14 protein-coding genes are annotated in these 17,442 nt (G+C 65.7%); 10 read left to right on the top strand and 4 right to left on the bottom strand.

Annotation, left to right across the window (positions count from 1 at the left end; all coding sequences use genetic code 11):
• Positions 1-104 precede the first annotated feature (104 nt).
• The 4 genes from SH602x_RS03085 (at position 105) to SH602x_RS03070 (ending at position 4,347) form a co-directional block, all read left to right on the top strand.
• Complete coding sequence (locus SH602x_RS03085; protein ID WP_479475409.1) at positions 105-623, top strand: YcxB family protein; 519 nt, start codon at positions 105-107, stop codon at positions 621-623.
• 337 nt (positions 624-960) lie between these two features.
• On the top strand, positions 961-2,118 hold the full coding sequence (locus SH602x_RS03080) for a prenyltransferase/squalene oxidase repeat-containing protein (RefSeq protein WP_479475408.1): 1,158 nt from the start codon (positions 961-963) through the stop codon (positions 2,116-2,118).
• A 184-nt stretch (positions 2,119-2,302) separates the two neighbouring features.
• Positions 2,303-3,325, top strand: coding sequence for an ABC transporter ATP-binding protein (locus SH602x_RS03075; RefSeq protein WP_479475407.1), 1,023 nt, complete (start codon positions 2,303-2,305; stop codon positions 3,323-3,325).
• Between the two features lie 179 nt (positions 3,326-3,504).
• A complete protein-coding gene (locus tag SH602x_RS03070) occupies positions 3,505-4,347 on the top strand; it encodes an ABC transporter ATP-binding protein (RefSeq protein WP_479469927.1) in 843 nt (280 codons plus the stop codon).
• 16 nt (positions 4,348-4,363) lie between these two features.
• Here the strand turns inward: SH602x_RS03070 and SH602x_RS03065 are convergent, their stop codons facing one another.
• The gene (locus SH602x_RS03065; RefSeq protein ID WP_479475406.1) at positions 4,364-5,320 is read right to left on the bottom strand and encodes a LysR family transcriptional regulator; all 957 of its coding nucleotides are present in this window, start codon (positions 5,318-5,320) and stop codon (positions 4,364-4,366) included.
• A gap of 123 nt (positions 5,321-5,443) precedes the next feature.
• Here SH602x_RS03065 and SH602x_RS03060 point away from each other — a divergent pair, with 123 nt between their 5' ends.
• From SH602x_RS03060 to SH602x_RS03045, 4 genes are all read left to right on the top strand, one after another.
• The gene (locus SH602x_RS03060) at positions 5,444-7,657 is read left to right on the top strand and encodes a peptidase domain-containing ABC transporter (protein WP_479475405.1); all 2,214 of its coding nucleotides are present in this window, start codon (positions 5,444-5,446) and stop codon (positions 7,655-7,657) included.
• Positions 7,658-7,686: 29 nt separating this feature from the next.
• Complete coding sequence (locus SH602x_RS03055) at positions 7,687-9,030, top strand: HlyD family secretion protein (protein WP_479475404.1); 1,344 nt, start codon at positions 7,687-7,689, stop codon at positions 9,028-9,030.
• Positions 9,031-9,083: 53 nt separating this feature from the next.
• Positions 9,084-10,760 carry a TolC family protein gene (locus tag SH602x_RS03050; RefSeq protein ID WP_479475403.1) on the top strand — a complete coding sequence of 559 codons (1,677 nt, stop codon included), beginning with the start codon at positions 9,084-9,086 and terminating at the stop codon, positions 10,758-10,760.
• Positions 10,761-11,252: 492 nt separating this feature from the next.
• Entirely contained in the window at positions 11,253-11,681 is a 429-nt protein-coding gene (locus tag SH602x_RS03045; RefSeq protein WP_479475402.1) for a hypothetical protein, read from the top strand.
• 27 nt (positions 11,682-11,708) lie between these two features.
• On the opposite strand, the gene SH602x_RS03040 is transcribed toward SH602x_RS03045, so the two are convergent.
• Positions 11,709-12,890, bottom strand: coding sequence for a hypothetical protein (locus SH602x_RS03040; protein ID WP_479475401.1), 1,182 nt, complete (start codon positions 12,888-12,890; stop codon positions 11,709-11,711).
• 103 nt (positions 12,891-12,993) lie between these two features.
• Here SH602x_RS03040 and SH602x_RS03035 point away from each other — a divergent pair, with 103 nt between their 5' ends.
• Positions 12,994-13,143, top strand: a complete 150-nt coding sequence (locus SH602x_RS03035) for a hypothetical protein (protein WP_479475400.1) — start codon at positions 12,994-12,996, stop codon at positions 13,141-13,143.
• Positions 13,140-14,486: a glycosyltransferase family 4 protein gene (locus SH602x_RS03030; protein ID WP_479475399.1), complete on the top strand. Its 1,347-nt coding sequence runs from the start codon at positions 13,140-13,142 to the stop codon at positions 14,484-14,486. The genes SH602x_RS03035 and SH602x_RS03030 overlap by 4 nt, the downstream gene beginning before the upstream one ends.
• Positions 14,487-14,608: 122 nt before the next feature.
• Here SH602x_RS03030 and infC read toward each other — a convergent pair whose 3' ends face one another.
• Complete coding sequence (gene infC / locus SH602x_RS03025; protein WP_479477090.1) at positions 14,609-15,109, bottom strand: translation initiation factor IF-3; 501 nt, start codon at positions 15,107-15,109, stop codon at positions 14,609-14,611.
• A gap of 286 nt (positions 15,110-15,395) precedes the next feature.
• Positions 15,396-17,402 (bottom strand): threonine--tRNA ligase, encoded by a 2,007-nt coding sequence (thrS, locus tag SH602x_RS03020; RefSeq protein WP_479475398.1) that lies wholly within the window; start codon positions 17,400-17,402, stop codon positions 15,396-15,398.
• Positions 17,403-17,442: the final 40 nt, after the last annotated feature.

Genomic DNA, 17,442 nt, shown 5'->3' with positions numbered 1-17,442 from the left:
ACGTTAAGATTTTGGTATAGAGGATCGATCTGCGACACTAGATTTCGCGCCGCTTGCGTCAACCAGCGTTGGTCGAAGGCGAAAACCGAGGCTTCGAGAGAGTCATGCCGAGCGTCGGATCCTCCAATCGATCGTTCGCGAGCCTGCTGGCGGAGCTGCCGGCGCTCGAGTCGACGACATGGCCCGTCCGACAGCGGCCGCTGACGTTCCTCGCCTGGGGCGTGCTCGCAGCGGTCGCGACCGCTGGAATCGCCTACTGGCTGCATGCTGGCGTTGCCGCGCTGGCGCTGACCGTGCTGATCGCCTCGGGGATTCCCTCCTTCGTGCCGACGCGGTTCACCTTTCAGCCGCAGGGCGTGCTCATCCGGAAAGGTTTCTGGAAGCGTCGCGTCCTCTGGAACGAGATCGACCGGGTCGAGCGGAGCGGCGGGGGGCTATTGCTCTACTGCAGCGGCGAGCGCGGACTCGGTTCGCCGCTCGACGCGTTCTACCTGCACTGTCCCTCAGGGACGCAGGAGAAATTCCGCCAGGCCTTGGAGACGCTGCGCGAACTGCGCTTCCGCGGCTCCTCGATCGTGCCGCGTTCCGAGCGATTCGAGCCGGTCGGGTCCGGAGCGCGATAGTTCGAACGCGCGCGTCGATTCGGTCGAACCTTGCGGGCTGCGAAACTTGACGGGGCCGAGCGGGGTTGAGAAACTGCGGTCGGCGATCTCCGTCGCCTGCTTACCGATCGAACGCTAGCCACGCCCTGCGGTTTCATCGCCTGCGGGAGCGAGTTTCGCGAAACTGTCGCGGCCTGATCGTCGTTTCCGCGAGGATTCCGACCGCCGGGCATGCAGCACGTCCGTGCGACACGCACCTAGCTCCGCTTTCGATCAGCCCGTCCGTTCGTCGCTTCGCGCCCGACACGCCGTGTCGCGGACGCAGGCGTCCGATTCCCGACTCGCTGAAGGAAGTTCCATGATGCCGTTCACGTTTCGCGCCTGCGCCTCGATCGCGATCGTCTGTGCCGCCCCTTTCGTCGGGGCAGTCGCCCCGCAACTCGCGGCTCAGGAAGCCGTCGGTCCCGATCAGGCCGCGTTCGCCACCGCCGTCGAGAAGGGGATCGCCTATCTGTCTCAGAGCGGCCAGGCGGAGGACGGCTCGTTCTCCCGTCAGGTCGGCTCAGGTCCCACGTCGCTGGCCGTGACCTCCCTGCTTCGGCATGGTCGTCCGGCCGAGGATCCGGCGGTCGCTAAAGGGCTCGCGTATCTCGCCAGCCTGGCTCAGGAAGACGGCGGCATCTACGCCCCGAAGGCGTTCACCAAGAACTACGAAACGTGCGCCGCGATCATGTGCTTCACGTCGACGGAAGCGACGGCGAAGACGTACGCCGAACAGATCGAGAAAGCCGAGGCTTACATCCGCGGCGCCCAGATCGACGAGGGCGAGAACGTCGAACGGGATGATTACTCCTACGGCGGTTCCGGCTACGGAGGCAGTACGCGTCCCGACCTGTCGAACACGGCCTTCATGCTCGACGCGCTCAAGGCGACCGGCGCGAGTGAGGACGACGAAGCCATCCAGAAGGCGCTGGTCTTCGTCTCGCGCTGCCAGAACCTCGAATCGCAGTACAACACCACGCCCTTCTCGGCGAAGGTCAACGACGGCGGCTTCTATTACACGCCGGTCCTCGACAGCCGCGGATCGGATCGCGAGAACGCGGCGGGCGGACTCGACAGCTACGGCTCGATGACCTACGCCGGGTTCAAGAGCATGCTCTACGCCGGGGTCGACAAGGACGATCCGCGCGTGAAGGCGGCGACCGCCTGGATCGCGAAGCATTACTCCGTCACGGACCATCCGGGGCAGGGCAACGCCGGGTTGTATTACTACTACCACACGTTCGCGAAGGCGCTCGACGCGACGGGGCAGGACCTGCTGACCGACGCCGAAGGGGTCAAGCACGACTGGCGGAAGGAGCTCGCCGCGGAGCTGATCAAGCGTCAGCAGCCCGACGGATCCTGGGCCAACGAGAACGAGCGCTTCATGGAAGGCGACGCGAACCTCGCCACCTCCTTCGCGCTGCTCGCGCTCGATTACTGCCGCCCGAAGTCGGCGGCGGCAGCGGGCGAGTGAAGTCGCTCTTCCTTCCTGAGCGGGGGACGACAGTCCCCCGAGGTCGTCGACGCTCTTGTCGATTCGAACACAAAGGGCTGACGCCCTCCGCTCGCCCGTTCTGGTTCGAGGCGCCCGGGGAACGTAGACTCGTCACTGCGGCGCCTGCCGCGTCGATCACGTTCCCTCGCCGCTTCGAGGCCTCATGACGGAGCCAGCGCTTTCCGTACGCGACCTGCGGGTCGAGTTCCGCGTCGACGAGGGAGACGTCGTTCAGGCGGTCAACGGCGTCAGCTTCGACCTGATGCCGGGCAAGACGCTCGGCATCGTCGGCGAATCGGGCTCCGGCAAATCGGTCACGAATCTCGCCCTGCTGCGGCTGATTCCCGAGCCTCCCGGCCGCATCGTCGGCGGCGAGGCGTGGTTCGAGGGGATCGATCTTCTCAAGACCGGCGAGCGAGAACTCGAACGAATTCGCGGCAGTCGCATCGCGATGATCTTTCAGGAGCCGATGACGGCCCTGAATCCGTACCTGTCGATCGAAGAGCAACTGACCGAGGTCACGCGGCGCCACCTGGGCCACACCGCGAAGGAGGCCCGCGAGCATGCGGTCCGGATGCTCGAACGGGTCGGCATCACCGACGCCCGCCGGCGCCTGGCCAGCTACCCGCATGAATACTCGGGCGGCATGCGGCAGCGCGTGATGATCGCGATGGCGCTGCTCTGCAATCCGAAGGTGCTGATCGCGGACGAACCGACGACCGCGCTCGACGTCACGATCCAGGCGCAGATTCTGGACCTGCTGCGGGAACTGCAAGAAGAGTTCGGCACGAGCATCCTGTTCATCACGCACGACCTGGGCGTGGTCGCGAACGTCTGTCACGACGTGATCGTGATGTACGCCGGGCGAATCGTGGAACGGGCGCCTGCGACGAACCTCTTCCGCCAGCCCTACATGCCGTACACGCTGGGCCTGCTGAAGAGCGTGCCGCGGTGGGATTCGACGGAGACGCGGCTGATCCCGATCGAAGGCCAGCCGCCCGACATGACGCGTCCCCCCAGCGGATGCCCGTTCCATCCACGGTGCCCTTACATGGAACCGGACAAGTGCGTCTCGGAACGTCCGCCTCTGATGCCGCGACCTGACGGCGAAGGGGAGAAGACCTGCTGGTTCGATATCCGTCACAAGCCGGCGAACGCGATTCCCCTCGCTGAACGAACAGCCTAGCAATCAGGTGATCGTTCGACGTGGTGCATGCGTGCCATCCCCACGTCGCGCAGCAGGGTGGGCATGGCAGGTTCGGCCGGCCCTTTGCATGCCCGCCCTGCCTTCGGCGATGTGGGCATGGCACACAGATTGAAGCTGCTAAATCCCGAAGCAACTCGCTCGACAGCGAAAGAGCGCTCATGACTGACGGTCGCGAATCGTCCAAAGGACTCCCTCTGCTGCAGGTCCGCGGGCTGAAGGTTCACTTCGGCTCGACCAGCCTGTTCGGCAGCGCGCCGACGGTGAAGGCGCTCGACGGGGTCGACTTCGAAATCTTCCCGGGCGAGACTCTCGGCCTCGTCGGCGAATCGGGCTGCGGCAAGTCGACGACCGCCAAGGCGATCGCCCGACTGGTCGAGGTGACCGCCGGCGACGTCCTGTACGAGGGTCGCTCGATCGCTCACGTTCGACCGGGCGGGATTCCCGAGATCCAGATGGTCTTTCAGGATCCGCACGCGTCGCTGAATCCGCGGATGACCGTCGGCAACATCGTCAGCGAACCGATGCGGCTTCTGGGGAAGAAGAACTCCCGCGAGCGGACGCTGGAGACCATGCGGCTGCTCGACGTCGTGGGGCTGAACCCCAAGATGATCAACCGCTATCCGCATGAATTCTCGGGCGGGCAGAAACAGCGGATCGGCATCGCCCGGGCGCTGGCCGCCGATCCGAAGCTGATCATCTGCGACGAGCCGACGAGCGCGCTGGACGTCTCGATCCAGGCCCAGGTGATCAACCTGCTGACCGATCTACAGCGGGAATTCGGGCTCGCCTATCTCTTCATCGCGCACGACCTGGCCGTGGTGAAGCACATCGCCCACCGCGTGGGGGTGATGTATCGCGGGCGGATCGTGGAACTGGCTCCCGCGCAGAAGCTGTTCGCATCGCCGCAACACGCGTACACGCAGTCGCTCCTCTCCGCCGCTCCGATCCCGGATCCCGAGGTCGAACGGGGACGCCGCAGAATCGCCTACAGCGAGGCGTAATCCGCCGCGATCGCCTTCATGCCCGCGTTCCCGGACGGTCGATCAGTCCGGGGGCGAAACTCAGGAGCAGGTCGTCGATCGCGGTGATTCTGGATGGCTGCGCGGCGGTCAGGGCGTAGTATTGTTCGCTCAGGCCTTTCGCCGCGCCGAGTTCGGCGACGTCGTACCGGGCGATCACTTCTTCGGCGACCCACGTCGGAGCCGGAAAGATGCCGTGTCCTTCGCTGCCGAAGACCTTGAGCAGGGCGCTGTCGTCCACTTCCGCGACGACCTTCGGCGTCACGCCGATCTCGGTGAACCATTCGTCGAGGCGGCGACGCATCGGCAGGTCCTCGCCCGGCAGCAGGAACGGAGCGCCGTCCAGCGACTGCGGAAACCGTTCGCGCAGGGGTTCGATCAGCCGAGCCGTTCCGAATAGCGATACCTCGGACGTGCGCAGCAGGGTCTGCCGCAGGCGCTTCGCCTCGTACGCGAAGTTGGGTCGGTCGCTGACCACGAGATCAGTCCGGTGATCGAGAAGTTCGTCGACCAGTCGATCGAGCGAGCCTTCGCGGACCGAAAGCCACGTCCCGTCGGCGCGAGAGAAGATCGGCGAAAGCAGCCGATTGACGACCCATTTCGAAATCGTGTCCGGGATGCCGACGCGCAGCCGGGGCGTCCTCTCGCGGGCTTCCCGGGCGCGTGCGGACAACTCCCGTCCGAGCGCATGAATGTCCTCCGCGTAGGCGAGCGTCGTCCGTCCCAGTTCCGTCAGTTCGAGTCCGTTCCCTTTCCGTCGATAAAGAGGGCCGGCGAGTCGCTTTTCGAGTTGCCGCAATTGAGCGGTGACGGCGGGCTGCGAAACGTGAAGCGTTCGCGCGGCCGCGGAGATCGTTCCGGCCCGCGCTACCTCACGAAAGTACAGAAGCTGGTGAAAATTCAGCCAGTCCATGAACGACCCGACGAAGGATATAAGCAGAAGCGATAGGCTCATAGGAAATATAGACGTGCCAACGAGCCGAGAATGAACGTAATTTAATAAACGCCAGCGCTTTCGCCCTCAGACGCCGACCGAATGACGTCCCCGACTCCCGACCCTCTGTCCGGAATCCGTCCGATGGCCGAGCCCCGCATCGCGGGTTCGACCGGACTTGCGGATAACACCGTCCTCGCGGCCGCGGAAGCGTTCGCGGAGGCGTGCGGCGTCCATTTCGACCGTCACTCGGCCCGGTACGCGGTCCACGAGATTCTGGAGACCGTCGACGAACCCCTCCGGGAACTCTGGTCCCAGGCGATGGTCGAGGTCGCGCGCACGACGGGCCTGCACTGCCGGACGATCGATGCTTCGTTCAAGGAAGTCCACCACGCGGTGCGCAGCGGCGCGCCGGCGTTCGCCGTCGTCGGTGCGAGCGGCTCGGAAACGATCTGCGTGCTGGCGCAGAGCGACAAGGACAAGGTGCAGGCGACGCTCTATTCCGGCCTCGCCGCGCCGCGAGTCGTCTCTCCGCGAGAGGTCGAGCGGCTTGCATCAGACTTCGGCCAGGCGAAGTGGACGCTGGGGCAGGCGACGCTCCCTTATCGAGCGCTCGGCATGTCCGCGCTGTCAGGCAGCGGGAAGACCCCTTCGCCGCTGCGAAGAGGGTTCGCGCTCCTGAAGCTCGAGCGCCGCGACGTCATCCTCGTCGCGATTTTTTCGCTCGTCGTCTCGAGCCTCGCGCTGGCGTCCCCGCTGGCGGTCGAGGCGCTCGTGAACACGGTCGCGTTCAGCCAGTTCGTGCAGCCGCTGTTCGTGCTCTCGCTGATGCTGCTGACGTTCCTCGGCCTCGGCGGACTCGTGCGGCTGGTCCAGATCTGGGTCGTGGAACTGCTCCAGCGACGGTTCTTCGTCAGGGCGGTGGAGGATCTGGCCTATCGTCTGCCGCGGGTCCCGTCGAGCGTCTGGCGCGAGAAGTACGGACCGGAGACGGCGAACCGCTTCTTCGACGTGGTCACCGTTCAGAAGGCGACGGCGACGCTGCTGCTCGACGGCATCGCGATCCTGTTGCAGACGCTCATCGGTATGGTGGTTCTCGGCTTCTACCATACGTTCCTGATCGGATTCAGCGTGGCCGTGCTCGCGGGCATGGCGATCACGATCTTCGCGCTCGGGGCGGGCGGCATTCGCACGGCCATCAAAGAGTCCAAAGCGAAGTACGGAACGGCCGCGTGGCTTCAGGAACTCGCGCGACACCCGGTCCTGTTTCGGTCGTCGCGCGGAGCGGGCTACGCGTTCGACCGCGCCGACGGCCTGGCCGTCCAGTGGCTGCACTATCGCGGCGATCAGTTCGGCGTCGTGCTGCGCCAGTCGGCCTTCGCCATCGCCCTGCAGGCGGTCGCGCTGACGGCCCTCCTGGGCCTGGGCGGCTGGCTGGTGATTCAGGGGCAGTTATCGCTCGGCCAGTTGGTCGCCTCGGAACTGATCATCGCGACCATCGTCGGCGCGTTCGCCAAGTTCGGAAAACACATCGAGTCGTTCTACGACTTGATGGCCGGGATGGGAAAAATCGGGGAATTGTTCGACCTTCCTCTCGAAGACCAGCGCCTGCGCGTGCTGCCCTCCCTTCGCGACCCGGCCGCCCTGGAGTTCGACGCCGCCGGACTGAGCGACCTGCGACGCTTCGGGGACGATCTGGAGGAGGAATCAGCGGCGGGACGCGTCACCATCGAAGCGGGCGAACGCGTCGCGATCATCGGACCGCCCGGAAGCGGAAAGAGTCGCCTCGTCGAAGCCCTGGTCGGATTGCGGAACGCCGATTCGGGGCACGTGGAGATCGACGGCGTCGACCTGCGGGCCGTGCGGCCCGACTCGCTGCGCGAACAGGCGGTACTCGTCGGCGATCCAGAGATTTTCGCCGGGACGCTCGAACAGAACCTCGCGATCGCCGCGCCGAGCGGAAGCTACTCCAAACTCCGGCAGGCGCTCGTCGACGCCGAGTTCGACGAGGAAGTCGACGCGCTGCCGCAAGGCCTTCAGACCGAACTGCTCACCGACGGCGTCCCTCTCTCCCGTTCGCAGAGAATTCGGCTCGCGATCGCCCGGGCGACGCTGGCGGCGCCGCGGCTGCTCGTCATCGACGGCACGCTCGACGCGTTGCCGGACGACACGGCGGAGCGGATCCTCGATCGCCTCTGCGACGGATCGCACCCGTGGACCCTGATCGTCGTCACCGGGCGGCGCGACCTCCAGCGAAAGTTCGATCGCCTGCTGCGTACGCACCGGCGAACCGCGCCGGGCGGGAATGCGAATCGTTCGCCGGAAACTTCGTCCGCCCCCGACCTGACTCACGCCTGAGCGCGATACCTTTCGTTCGCGAACTTCCCATGCTGATGGCTTTGCCGACTCGCACGCTCGAACTGCCGGCGATGCGGCTCGTGCGCTCGTCCCTCGCGGCGAGGCGCATGGGTCGTGCGCTCTTCGCGATCTTGATTCTTTCGGCGGGGGCGATGCTCTTTCTCCCCTGGCAGCAGTCATCGCGCGGCACGGGGATGGTCTCCGCCTTCGCGCCGTACGAACGCCAGGCGACGGTCGAAGCTCGCATCTCCGGACGCATCGTCGAAGTGTCGGATACGGTTTTCGAAGGCTCTCGCGTGAAGCAGGGGGACTTCCTGTTCCGCATCGAGGACAACGACCCCCAGTACCTGGAACGATTAAAGCTGCAGCGCGTCAGCCAGGAACAGAAGCTCGAAGCGGCCCGCGTCAAAGTCCGGCTCTACGAAGAGCAGGGGGGGCTGATCGAGACCTATCGCGATCAGACGTTCGCCTCGGCCGACGCGCTCGTCGATGAGATGCGTTCGAAGATCGAGGCCCTGCAGCGGGATCTGGACTCGGCGATCGCGTACGAAAGCCAGGCCACGCAGAACTATCGCTCGCAGAAGGCCCTGGCCGACAAGGGCATCAAATCGGGCCTGGAGGCGCTGAAGGCGGAAACGGAAAGCCGTGCGGCGACGCTGAAACGCGAGCAGGCGGAAAAGTACCTCGCCGCCTCCGCGCGGTCCCTGGCGTCGAAGGAACTGGACCGGGATCGCTACCGGCAGGAAGCCGAAGCGAAGATCTCGTCCATCGCCGCGCTCGTTCAGGGAGCGCTGGGAGAAGTCTCGCTCGCCGAAAAGGAGCTCGCGGAACTCGATACGAAGATCTCGCAATTCGAACTGTCGAACGAAGTTCTGTCTCCGGCCGACGGCATCGTGCATCGCATCCTGTTCAATCGGGAGTTCGACTACGTCAAGCAGGACCAACCGCTGCTGGAGCTGATACCGGATACCGACGACCTGGCGGTCGAGTTGAACGTGCGCGGTCTCGACGTCCCCCTGGTCACGGTCGGGCGCCCGGTACGTCTGCAGTTCGAAGGGTTGCCTGCGATTCAGTTCTCCGGCTGGCGGGCGGCCTCGGTGAACGTCTTCGACGGCGAAGTCGCCGCGGTGGATCCCCAGCAGAACGTAGACGGCACGCTCCGCGTACTCGTGCGTCCGGTGTCCCTCGACGACTGGCCCAGCGAACCCTTTCTTCGTCGCGGCTCGCGCGTCAACGGATGGGTCATGCTCGATACGGTGCCGATCGGCTACGAGATCTGGCGCCAGATGAACGGCTTCCCGCCGAACATCCCTGCGGAGGAGCGAAAAAAGGAGAAAGAAGAGAAGCCGGTAAAGCCGAATTTACCGAAATGATCGGTCGTGCGCTCTCTTTCTCGTTGCTCGCCTGCGTTGCAGTCGGATGTCGGATGTCCGGCGCTCCGCTGGAACCCGACGCGGCGCTGCGCACATCGACGCCGGAACCTGCGACATCGATCGGCGCCCCCGAAACGCCGTCTGAGGCGGCCCCGCCTGAGCAAGTTCAGCCCGAGGTGCAGCTCGTCGCCGCCCAGGAGCCGCTTCCTCCTGGCGATGACCGAGGCGCTGGCGCGGGCGCGAGCGGAGGCGCCGCGGACCTGCTCCCTTCTCCGCAGGACCCCGCTGCCGCAGGAGCCGAAAAAGCGGCCCCCGTCGAGCGCGAGCTTCCGGAGTTCGCCGCTCCTGCCGGCGCCGTCGCGATGCCGTTCGGCCAGGAGCGACCGCTGGCGCTCGAAGACGTCCTCGTGTCGCTGGTGGAAACGTTTCCGCTGACCGAAGCGGCGCTCTGGAAGCGGGCGGTCTACGAGGGCAAGACTCTCGAAGCTCTCGGCGAGTGGGATACCAAGCTAAAGGGCGAGCATATCGCCCAGCCGCTCGGCTATTACGAAAACTACCAGTCGAAACTCGGCGTCGAGCAGCCCTGGAATCAGGGGGGCTACTCGGCGTTCCAGTACCGTGCGGGGCGAGGCGAGTTCGAGCCCTGGTACAAGGAACGACAGACCGACCAGGGAGGCGAATTCCAGGCCGCGGTCGGCGTCCCGCTCTGGCGGAATCGGTCGATCGACGAGTGGCGGGCGAAGCTCTGGACCGCTCGCGTCGACCGACAGGCCGTCGAGCCGGAGATCCAGTCGAAACTGCTCGACTATTCCCTGCAGGCGTCGTACGCCTACTGGACCTGGGTCGAAGCGGGGCAGCAGTACCTGATCCAGAAACGGCTGCTGGAACTGATTCGAATCCGTACGCTGCAGATCCAGGAGCGGTTCCGCCAGCAGGACGTCGCCGAAATCGATCTGATCGACAACGACCGGGGACTCGCCCGTCGGGAAGAAAAGCTGATCGCGTCCGAGCGCAAGTTGCAGGCCGCCGCGCTGAAGCTGTCGCTGTTCTTGCGAACCCCGGCCGGCGATCCGGTGATTCCTCCCATCGAGTGGCTTCCGCCCGCGTTCCCCGAATTGCCGCAACTCGACGGGACGCAGGCCGAGCGCGACGTGCAGTCGGCGCTGGTACAGCGGCCCGAACTCCGTGCGATCGCGCTCGATATCGAACGACAACGCATCGAACTGGCCCAGGGGGAGAACCTGACCCTGGCGGACGTTCAGGGAATCGTGGTCGCGTCGCAGGACGTAGGCAAGCGCGCGACTCCGAGCGGGGACAAGAAGCCCTTCGAACTCGAGGCAGGCCTCTCGGTCGAACTTCCCGTCCAGGCCCGTAAGGGGGCAGGCCGCATGCGGGCCGCCCGCGCCAGGATCATGGCGCTGGAGAGCGATCGGCAGTACGCCGAGGACTCGATCGCGGCTGAAGTGCGCGATGCCGTGTCCGCGATGGTCGCCGCTGCCGAACGGGCAGAGCGTGCCCAGCGAGCCCGCGACCGGAGCGCCCAACTGGTCGAACTGGAGCGCTTCTCCTTCGACAACGGAGACAGCACGCTGTTCACGGTCAATCTGCGCGAGCAGGACCTGATCGATTCCGAGACGGCGTTCTACGAAGCCCTGGGCGATTTCTTCCGGGCCGAGTCCGCCTATCGCGCCGCCCTCGGCGTCGACGCGCTCCGTCCGGGCGCGCCTTGATTGGCGAGTGGGTGGCGCTGGTTGACTCAACCAGCGTCCGCGCAGCGGATCGGAGGCCTCAGCGGCACGTCGGAATCCTCGCAGCCGGGTTCCGTCGAAGCGTTCTCTCGACGCAGAACGGCGATCTTGCGTCGTATTCGCTCGGGGGCCTCCGACGGGCTGCGCCCGCGCCGGTTGAGACAACCGGCGCCACCCTGTAGCGGTCGCCGTTTGCAATCCGCACGTTGCGATCGAAGGTCCGGCCGCCTACCTCTTGCGGCTGACGCCGCCCCGATTGCACAGCAATCGCGGCCACCCAGAAGCCCGGGCCACCCCTGATCGTGTACCTCGCCGAGACCGACGACGTATCGTGATTCGGCGCCGCCGGCGGGAAGATCGATCGCAGAACGGGGTCTTCCGCAAGCGGGCGGTCGGCCTACGCTACCTGATCGAACTTTCCCCTGATCAGGCCTTCTGACTGATCAGCCTTTCGCTCCGATCGCTGGCCGCCCGATGACGCCGTTGCGACTCGTGGGGGCCGCGCTCCTGTACTTCGCCCTGATCTTCGGCGCGAGTTACGCGCTAAGCGTCGTTCGTGCGGCCGCCGTGGCCCCGGAACTGGGACCGCGCAACGCTGAACTCGCGGAGGGGCCGGCCATGCTCGTGGCGATCCTCCTCGCGGCAGGGATCGTCAGCCGGATCTTCCGCCGACTGACCTGGAAGGAGCTCTTCGCCGCGGGAGTCGCCGCTGCGGCGTCGTTTCTGCTCGCCGAGGTCGCCGTCGGCCTCTCGTCGCGAGGGATGACCCCGCCTGAAATCCTGTTCCGGCGAGACTCGCTGACGGGCGCGCTCTACTACTTCCTGATCGGGCTCACCGCGGTCGCCCCGGCGCTCTTCGCGTTGCCGCGTTCCGTTCAGCCGGAGGAATCCCCGGTCGAGTGAACGATCCGCGCAATGAGGCGCCGACCGTTACAGCCGCTCCTCCGCGGATTGAGCCTGCGCTTCGGCGACGCCGGTCGCCTTCGGCAGCGGGAGAGCTTCTTCCGGCGATCCGAACAGCCCCGTCTGCAGGAAGCGGGTCGTCAGCTGCTTGACGCTCTTGTCATGCATGATGAAGGAGTGCAGCGCGGGCGTCGCGCGGAAGTCCGCGGCGCCGGGAAGCTTGGTCTCGTCGACGGAGACGATCAGATCGTCGTTGCCCGAGAGCAGCGGGTTGTAGCCCTGACCCCACTCGTTCGTGCCGGCGATGATTCCGAATTCGACGCCGTCGGGGATTTCGAGTTCGCGCTGCAGCTCGCTGGTCCAGCCGGCGATCTCCTTGCCGCTCTTCCCCCAGATCATGCCGAACAGCGGGTTCTTCGCGAAGAAGCCTGCGACCCGCGATCCCTGGTTCGGCGGCGCGATCATCACGATGCGCCCGATCTCCGGCTTCGTCGCGGTCGAAACGCCCGAAGCCCGGCGCGCCAGAAACCGCCGGACGACCAGATTCCCCATGCTGTGGCCGACGAAGTGGACCCGATCGACCTCGGGCATCCGTTCCAGCATCCGTTCGAGCGACGCGGCATGCGCGTCGATCGGTTCGCGACTGCTGGCGTAGCCGATGTTGATCGTTTCGAGACCCGTCTCTTCCTCGATCGTGCGGGCGAGCGAGGCCATGCTCCCCCGGGTCCGGCAGAGCCCATGCAGGCAGATCACGACCTCCCGCTCGTGCGGAGGAAGACCCTCGTCCGCGGCGATGCGATCAAGATGCGCGCGGCACGTTTTGAAGTCTCCGGAGACCAGTCGCTTTCCGGTGGGGGAGACCAGGCGATAGCTCTTGGTTTCCGAGTTCCGTTGAATGCGGTAGCCGGCCCGCTCCGATTCGTCGGACCAGAATTGCGATTCGCCCAGCGCGAAGTAGGCGACGCTCCAGTTCCAGGGGCGAGTCGCCTTCACGGCCTCCTCGCCGACCGAACCGGTCGCGTCCGATCCGCGAAGCGTCATCGGTTCCGTCTCCTGCTCCTGTCCGAACTCGGGCTCCTGCCCCTTCACGTCTCCGTGCTCCTGCACGACCTCAGGCGGCGTCGCCGCGTGCGTCGTCCGTCCAGGAACGAGCGAGGCGCACGCCGCTGCCGCAATTCCGATGATCGTCGATTCGATTCGCCGTCGCACGCCGTCTCTCCCGCTATTTTCGTTTCGAGTCGCTTCTGCATTCTTGCGACGAGGGCGGGATTCGGCCAATCGCCCGCCCGCGGCGCCTTGTCCATCCGCCGCCATGGATGGAACCACGCCGGTTGGTCCCGCGGTCGCGGCTGCGGATAATGCGACAGTTACGACCAAGAGCCGCGACGGCGCCGAACGCTTCGTCCTGTACCCGAAGATGGACGGTTCGCACAACGTCGCGGCGCCGCAGGAGCGTCTATGAAAGCGGTCTATCTCACTGCCGGGGCCGCCGGCATGTTCTGCGGAAGCTGCATGCACGACAACGCGCTCGCGGCTGCGCTGCAGCGGATCGGCGTCGACGCGATGCTCGTCCCGCTCTACACGCCGATAAGGACCGACGAGGGGAACGTCAGCATCGACCGCGTCTTCTTCAGCGGCGTCAGCGTTTTTCTGCAGCAGCGTGTCCCCCTGTTTCGGCATCTGCCCGCGTTCGTCGATCGGCTCCTCGAAAGTCCGGCGCTCCTCCGCTGGGCGACGTCGGGCTCGGCGACGATGAACTACCGGGATCTCGGCGCGCTCGCCGTCTCGATGCTGCAGGGGCGGCACGGCCATCAGCGGCGGGAGGTCGAGAAGCTAGCCGCGTGGCTCGGCGAAGAGTCTCCGGACGTCGTCTGCCTCTCCAACGTCCTGATCGCGGGGAGCGTCCCGGCGATCCGCGAGAAGCTCCCGCGGGCCGCGATCGTCGCGACGCTGCAGGGGGACGACGTCTTTCTGGACGAGCTTCCCGAGCCCTTTCAGTCCCGGTGCGTCGAAGAGATCCGCCGGCTCGTCAGCCACATCGACGGCTTCCTCGTCCATTCGGAGTTCTACGCCCGCAAGATGGGCGATCGCTTCGCCATTCCGCCGGACAAGCTGCACGTCGTCCCGCTGGGCCTCGATACGCGGGAACTTTCGGCCGTCGAACCCAGGCGGAATCTGTCCGCGCCGCCACGCAAGATCGGTTACCTCGCGCGGCTGGCGCCGGAGAAGGGCCTGCACCTGCTGGTCGACGCGTTCATTCGCCTTAAGCAGTTACCAGGCACGAACGACGTGGAACTTCACGTCGCAGGGTGGCTGGGCGACCACCGCAGGGACTACGCGAACGAGCAGTGGAAGAAGCTCGACGCCGCCGGTCTCGGCGGACTTTGGAAGTATCACGGGGAACTCGACCGGGCGGCGAAGGTGGAGTTCCTCCGTTCGCTGTCGCTCTTCTCCGTACCGGCGACTTTCGAAGAGCCGAAGGGGCTCTACGCGCTCGAGGCGATGGCGCTCGGTCTGCCGGTGGTGGTTCCGGACCACGGCGCCTTTCCCGAGATGCTCGCCCGGGTCGAAGGGGGCCGCCTGTTCGAGGCGAACGAACCGACCGCGCTGGCGAACGCCCTGCACGACGCGCTGGCGGACGAAGACCGTCTGCGGCGGTGGTCGGAAGAGGGACGACGCGGCGTGCTCGGACGTCTCAACGAGGCCGCGATGGCGGAGGAGACGCGGGCCCTGTTCGCGCGTCTCCTCGCGAAGCTGCGGGATCGGGCGATCGCTTCGCCCCCGGTTCCGGCGGAGAGCGCCTGAAGGAACGAGTTCCCTGGACCGGGTCGCTTCTCCGAGCGCCACGGCTGGCTCGTCCAGCCGTGCAGTTTCGCGTCGCCGTTCGGCACGGCTGGGCAAGCCAGCCATGGCACACAGGCCCGGCGTTATGCCTTCGGGGCGATCGTGCAGATCATTCGCTTCTGGTTCTGCTGCGGCGGCGACTCGAGCTTGCCGATGTCGGCGAGATCCTTGATGACCTCGTCCATCACGCGGCGGCCCTCTTCGATGTGCGCCAGCTCGCGTCCGCGGAAGACGACGGTTACCTGCACCTTGTCCTTGTGTTCCAGGAAGCCCTTGGCCTGCTTGACCTTGAATTCGATGTCATGGTCGCCGGTCTTGGGACGCAGGCGGATTTCCTTCAGCTTGGCCTGCGGCGCGTGGCGCTGCTTCTTCCCCTTTTCATATTTGTACTTGCCGTAATCCATGATCCGGCAAACGGGAGGCTTCGCCGTCGGCGAGACCTCGACCAGGTCGAGTTCCAGTTCGCGAGCACGAGTGAGAGCCGCAAGCGTGGCCATCACGCCCAGTTTCTGACCTTCTTCGCCGATCACCAGGATCGGGGTGATGCGGATCTGTTCGTTCACTCGAGTCTGTTGGCGGTCGATCTCAGGCGCCCTTTCGTGCAGAGGAATCGTGGCGTTCAGCCGCTCGCCGTGGAATATGGCGTCGCGCCGAACGCGAAAACAGCGGCGGAATCGCCGCACCGTACCGGCAAGTATGCCGCAATCGAATTCTATTCGTCAAGAAGAACGACTCCTCAAGACGGACGAATCCGAGTAACCCGTAAAGCGTAGCTCCTGGCGAGCGGAGGGTGTAAGCCCTCCGTGCCCGGGCCGATCGCAGACGCGAAAAACACGGAGGGCTCACGCCCTCCGCTCGCCAAAAGTCGAATCAGTACTCGTTCGCCGCCGCCGATTCGGTCGCCGGAGGTGCGGGAGCGGCGCTGAACGTCTGGCGGACGCGTTTCTCGGCCACTTCCTTCTTCAGGTGGGCGATCGCCGCGTCGAGCGGCATGGCGCCCAGATCTCCTTCGATGCGATCGCGAACCGAAACGGTGCCCGATTCGGCGTCCCGCGGGCCCACGACCAGCATGTAAGGAATCAGTTCGAGCTGCGCATCCCGGATCTTGGAACCCAGTTTTTCCGATCGGTAATCCGCCGAGACGCGGAAGCCCTCGGCGAACAGCGCGTTCTCGATTTCCTTCGCGTATTCGGTCGACTTCTCGCTGACCGGCAGGATGCGGACCTGTTCCGGCGCCAGCCACAGCGGGAACGCCCCCGCGAAGTGCTCGATCAGCACGCCCACGAACCGCTCGAACGATCCCAGCGGCGCGCGGTGAATCATCACCGGCTTCTCGGCGGAGTTGCTCGTTCCGGTGTATTCCAGGTCGAACCGGGCCGCGCTCGGCAGGTTGTAATCGAGCTGCACCGTGCCGAGCTGCCATTCCCGCCCGATGCAGTCGGTCACGACGAAGTCCGCCTTGGGACCGTAGAACGCCGCTTCGCCCTGCTCGGCGGTCGCGTGGATGCCGACGCTCTCGCAGACCTCGCGAATCGAACGCTCGGCGTTGTCCCACAGTTCGTCGCCGCCGACGTACTTGTCGCTCTTCGGATCGCGCAGACCGAGCCGCACGCGGTAGTTCTTCATCCCCAGGCAGTCGAGGACGAGCTGCGTCATCTCGATGCAGCCGCGGAACTCGTCGGCGACCTGGTCCGGGGTGCAGAAGATGTGGGCGTCGTCCTGGCAGAAGCCGCGGACGCGAGTCATGCCCGACAGTTCGCCCGACTGCTCGAAGCGATAGACCGACCCGAACTCCGCCAGCCGGAGCGGCAGATCGCGATAGGTCCGCGGCCGGGCCTTGTAGATCTGGATGTGGTGCGGGCAGTTCATCGGCTTGAGCAGATAGCGCTCGTTCTGGTCCACCTCGATCGGCGGGAACTGGCTATCGGCGTAGTACGGATAATGCCCCGAGGTCTCGTACAGCTCGATCCGCCCGATGTTCGGCGTATAGACCGGCTGGTACCGACGCTTCTTCAACTCGTCCTTGATGAACGATTCGAGTTCGCCGCGGACGGTCGCCCCCTTCGGCATCCACAGGATCAACCCCGAACCGACCAGCGGGCTGATCGTGAACAGGTCGAGCCGTTTGCCCAGTTCGCGATGGTCGCGCTTCTTGGCTTCTTCGAGCCGCTCCAGATGCTCGTCGAGCGCTTTCTTGTCGAAGAAGGCCGTGCCGTACAGACGCTGCAACTGCTGACGGTTGGAATCGCCCTTCCAGTAGGCGCCCGCGACGCTGGTCAGCTTGAACGCGCCGATGCGTCCTGCCGAAGGGATGTGCGGTCCGCGGCAGAGGTCGATGAACTCCCCCTGGCGATAGAACGACAGACTCGGGTGCGAGGCCAGTTCGGTCTCGATATGCTCGACCTTGAACGACTGCCCCAGGCTCTCGCAGACGGCGAGAGCCTCCTCGCGACTGCGCTCCAGCCGTTCGAAGGGCTCGTCTTCGTCGACGATCTTCTGCATCTCCGCCTCGATCGCCGGGAAGTCGTCCTGGGTGATCGGAGTTTCGCAGTCGATGTCGTAGTAGTAGCCGCTGCCGGTGGTGGGACCGAACGCCAGCAGCACGCCGTCGTACAGCCGCATGACCGCGCGGGCCATCACGTGCGCGCAGGAGTGCCGCAGGACGCCGAGCGCTTCGGGATCCTTCTCGGTCAGCAGTCGCAGCGAGACCTCGCCCTCGGTCGGAAGCGTCTCGGTCAGGCCGACGATCTTGCCGTTCGCCTGCGCGGCGACGGCCGCCTTGGCCAGACGCGCGCCGATTTCCGCGGCGACGTCGCCGGCGGTGACGGGGCGGTCATAGGTCTTCCGATCGCCGTTCGGGAGCGATACGGTCAGCATACGGAGAGTTCCTTCGTTCAGCGGAAAAGCCGATCCCGAG

Source organism: Lignipirellula cremea (assembly GCF_056501455.1).
This window is presented reverse-complemented; position numbering and strand designations above follow the sequence as displayed.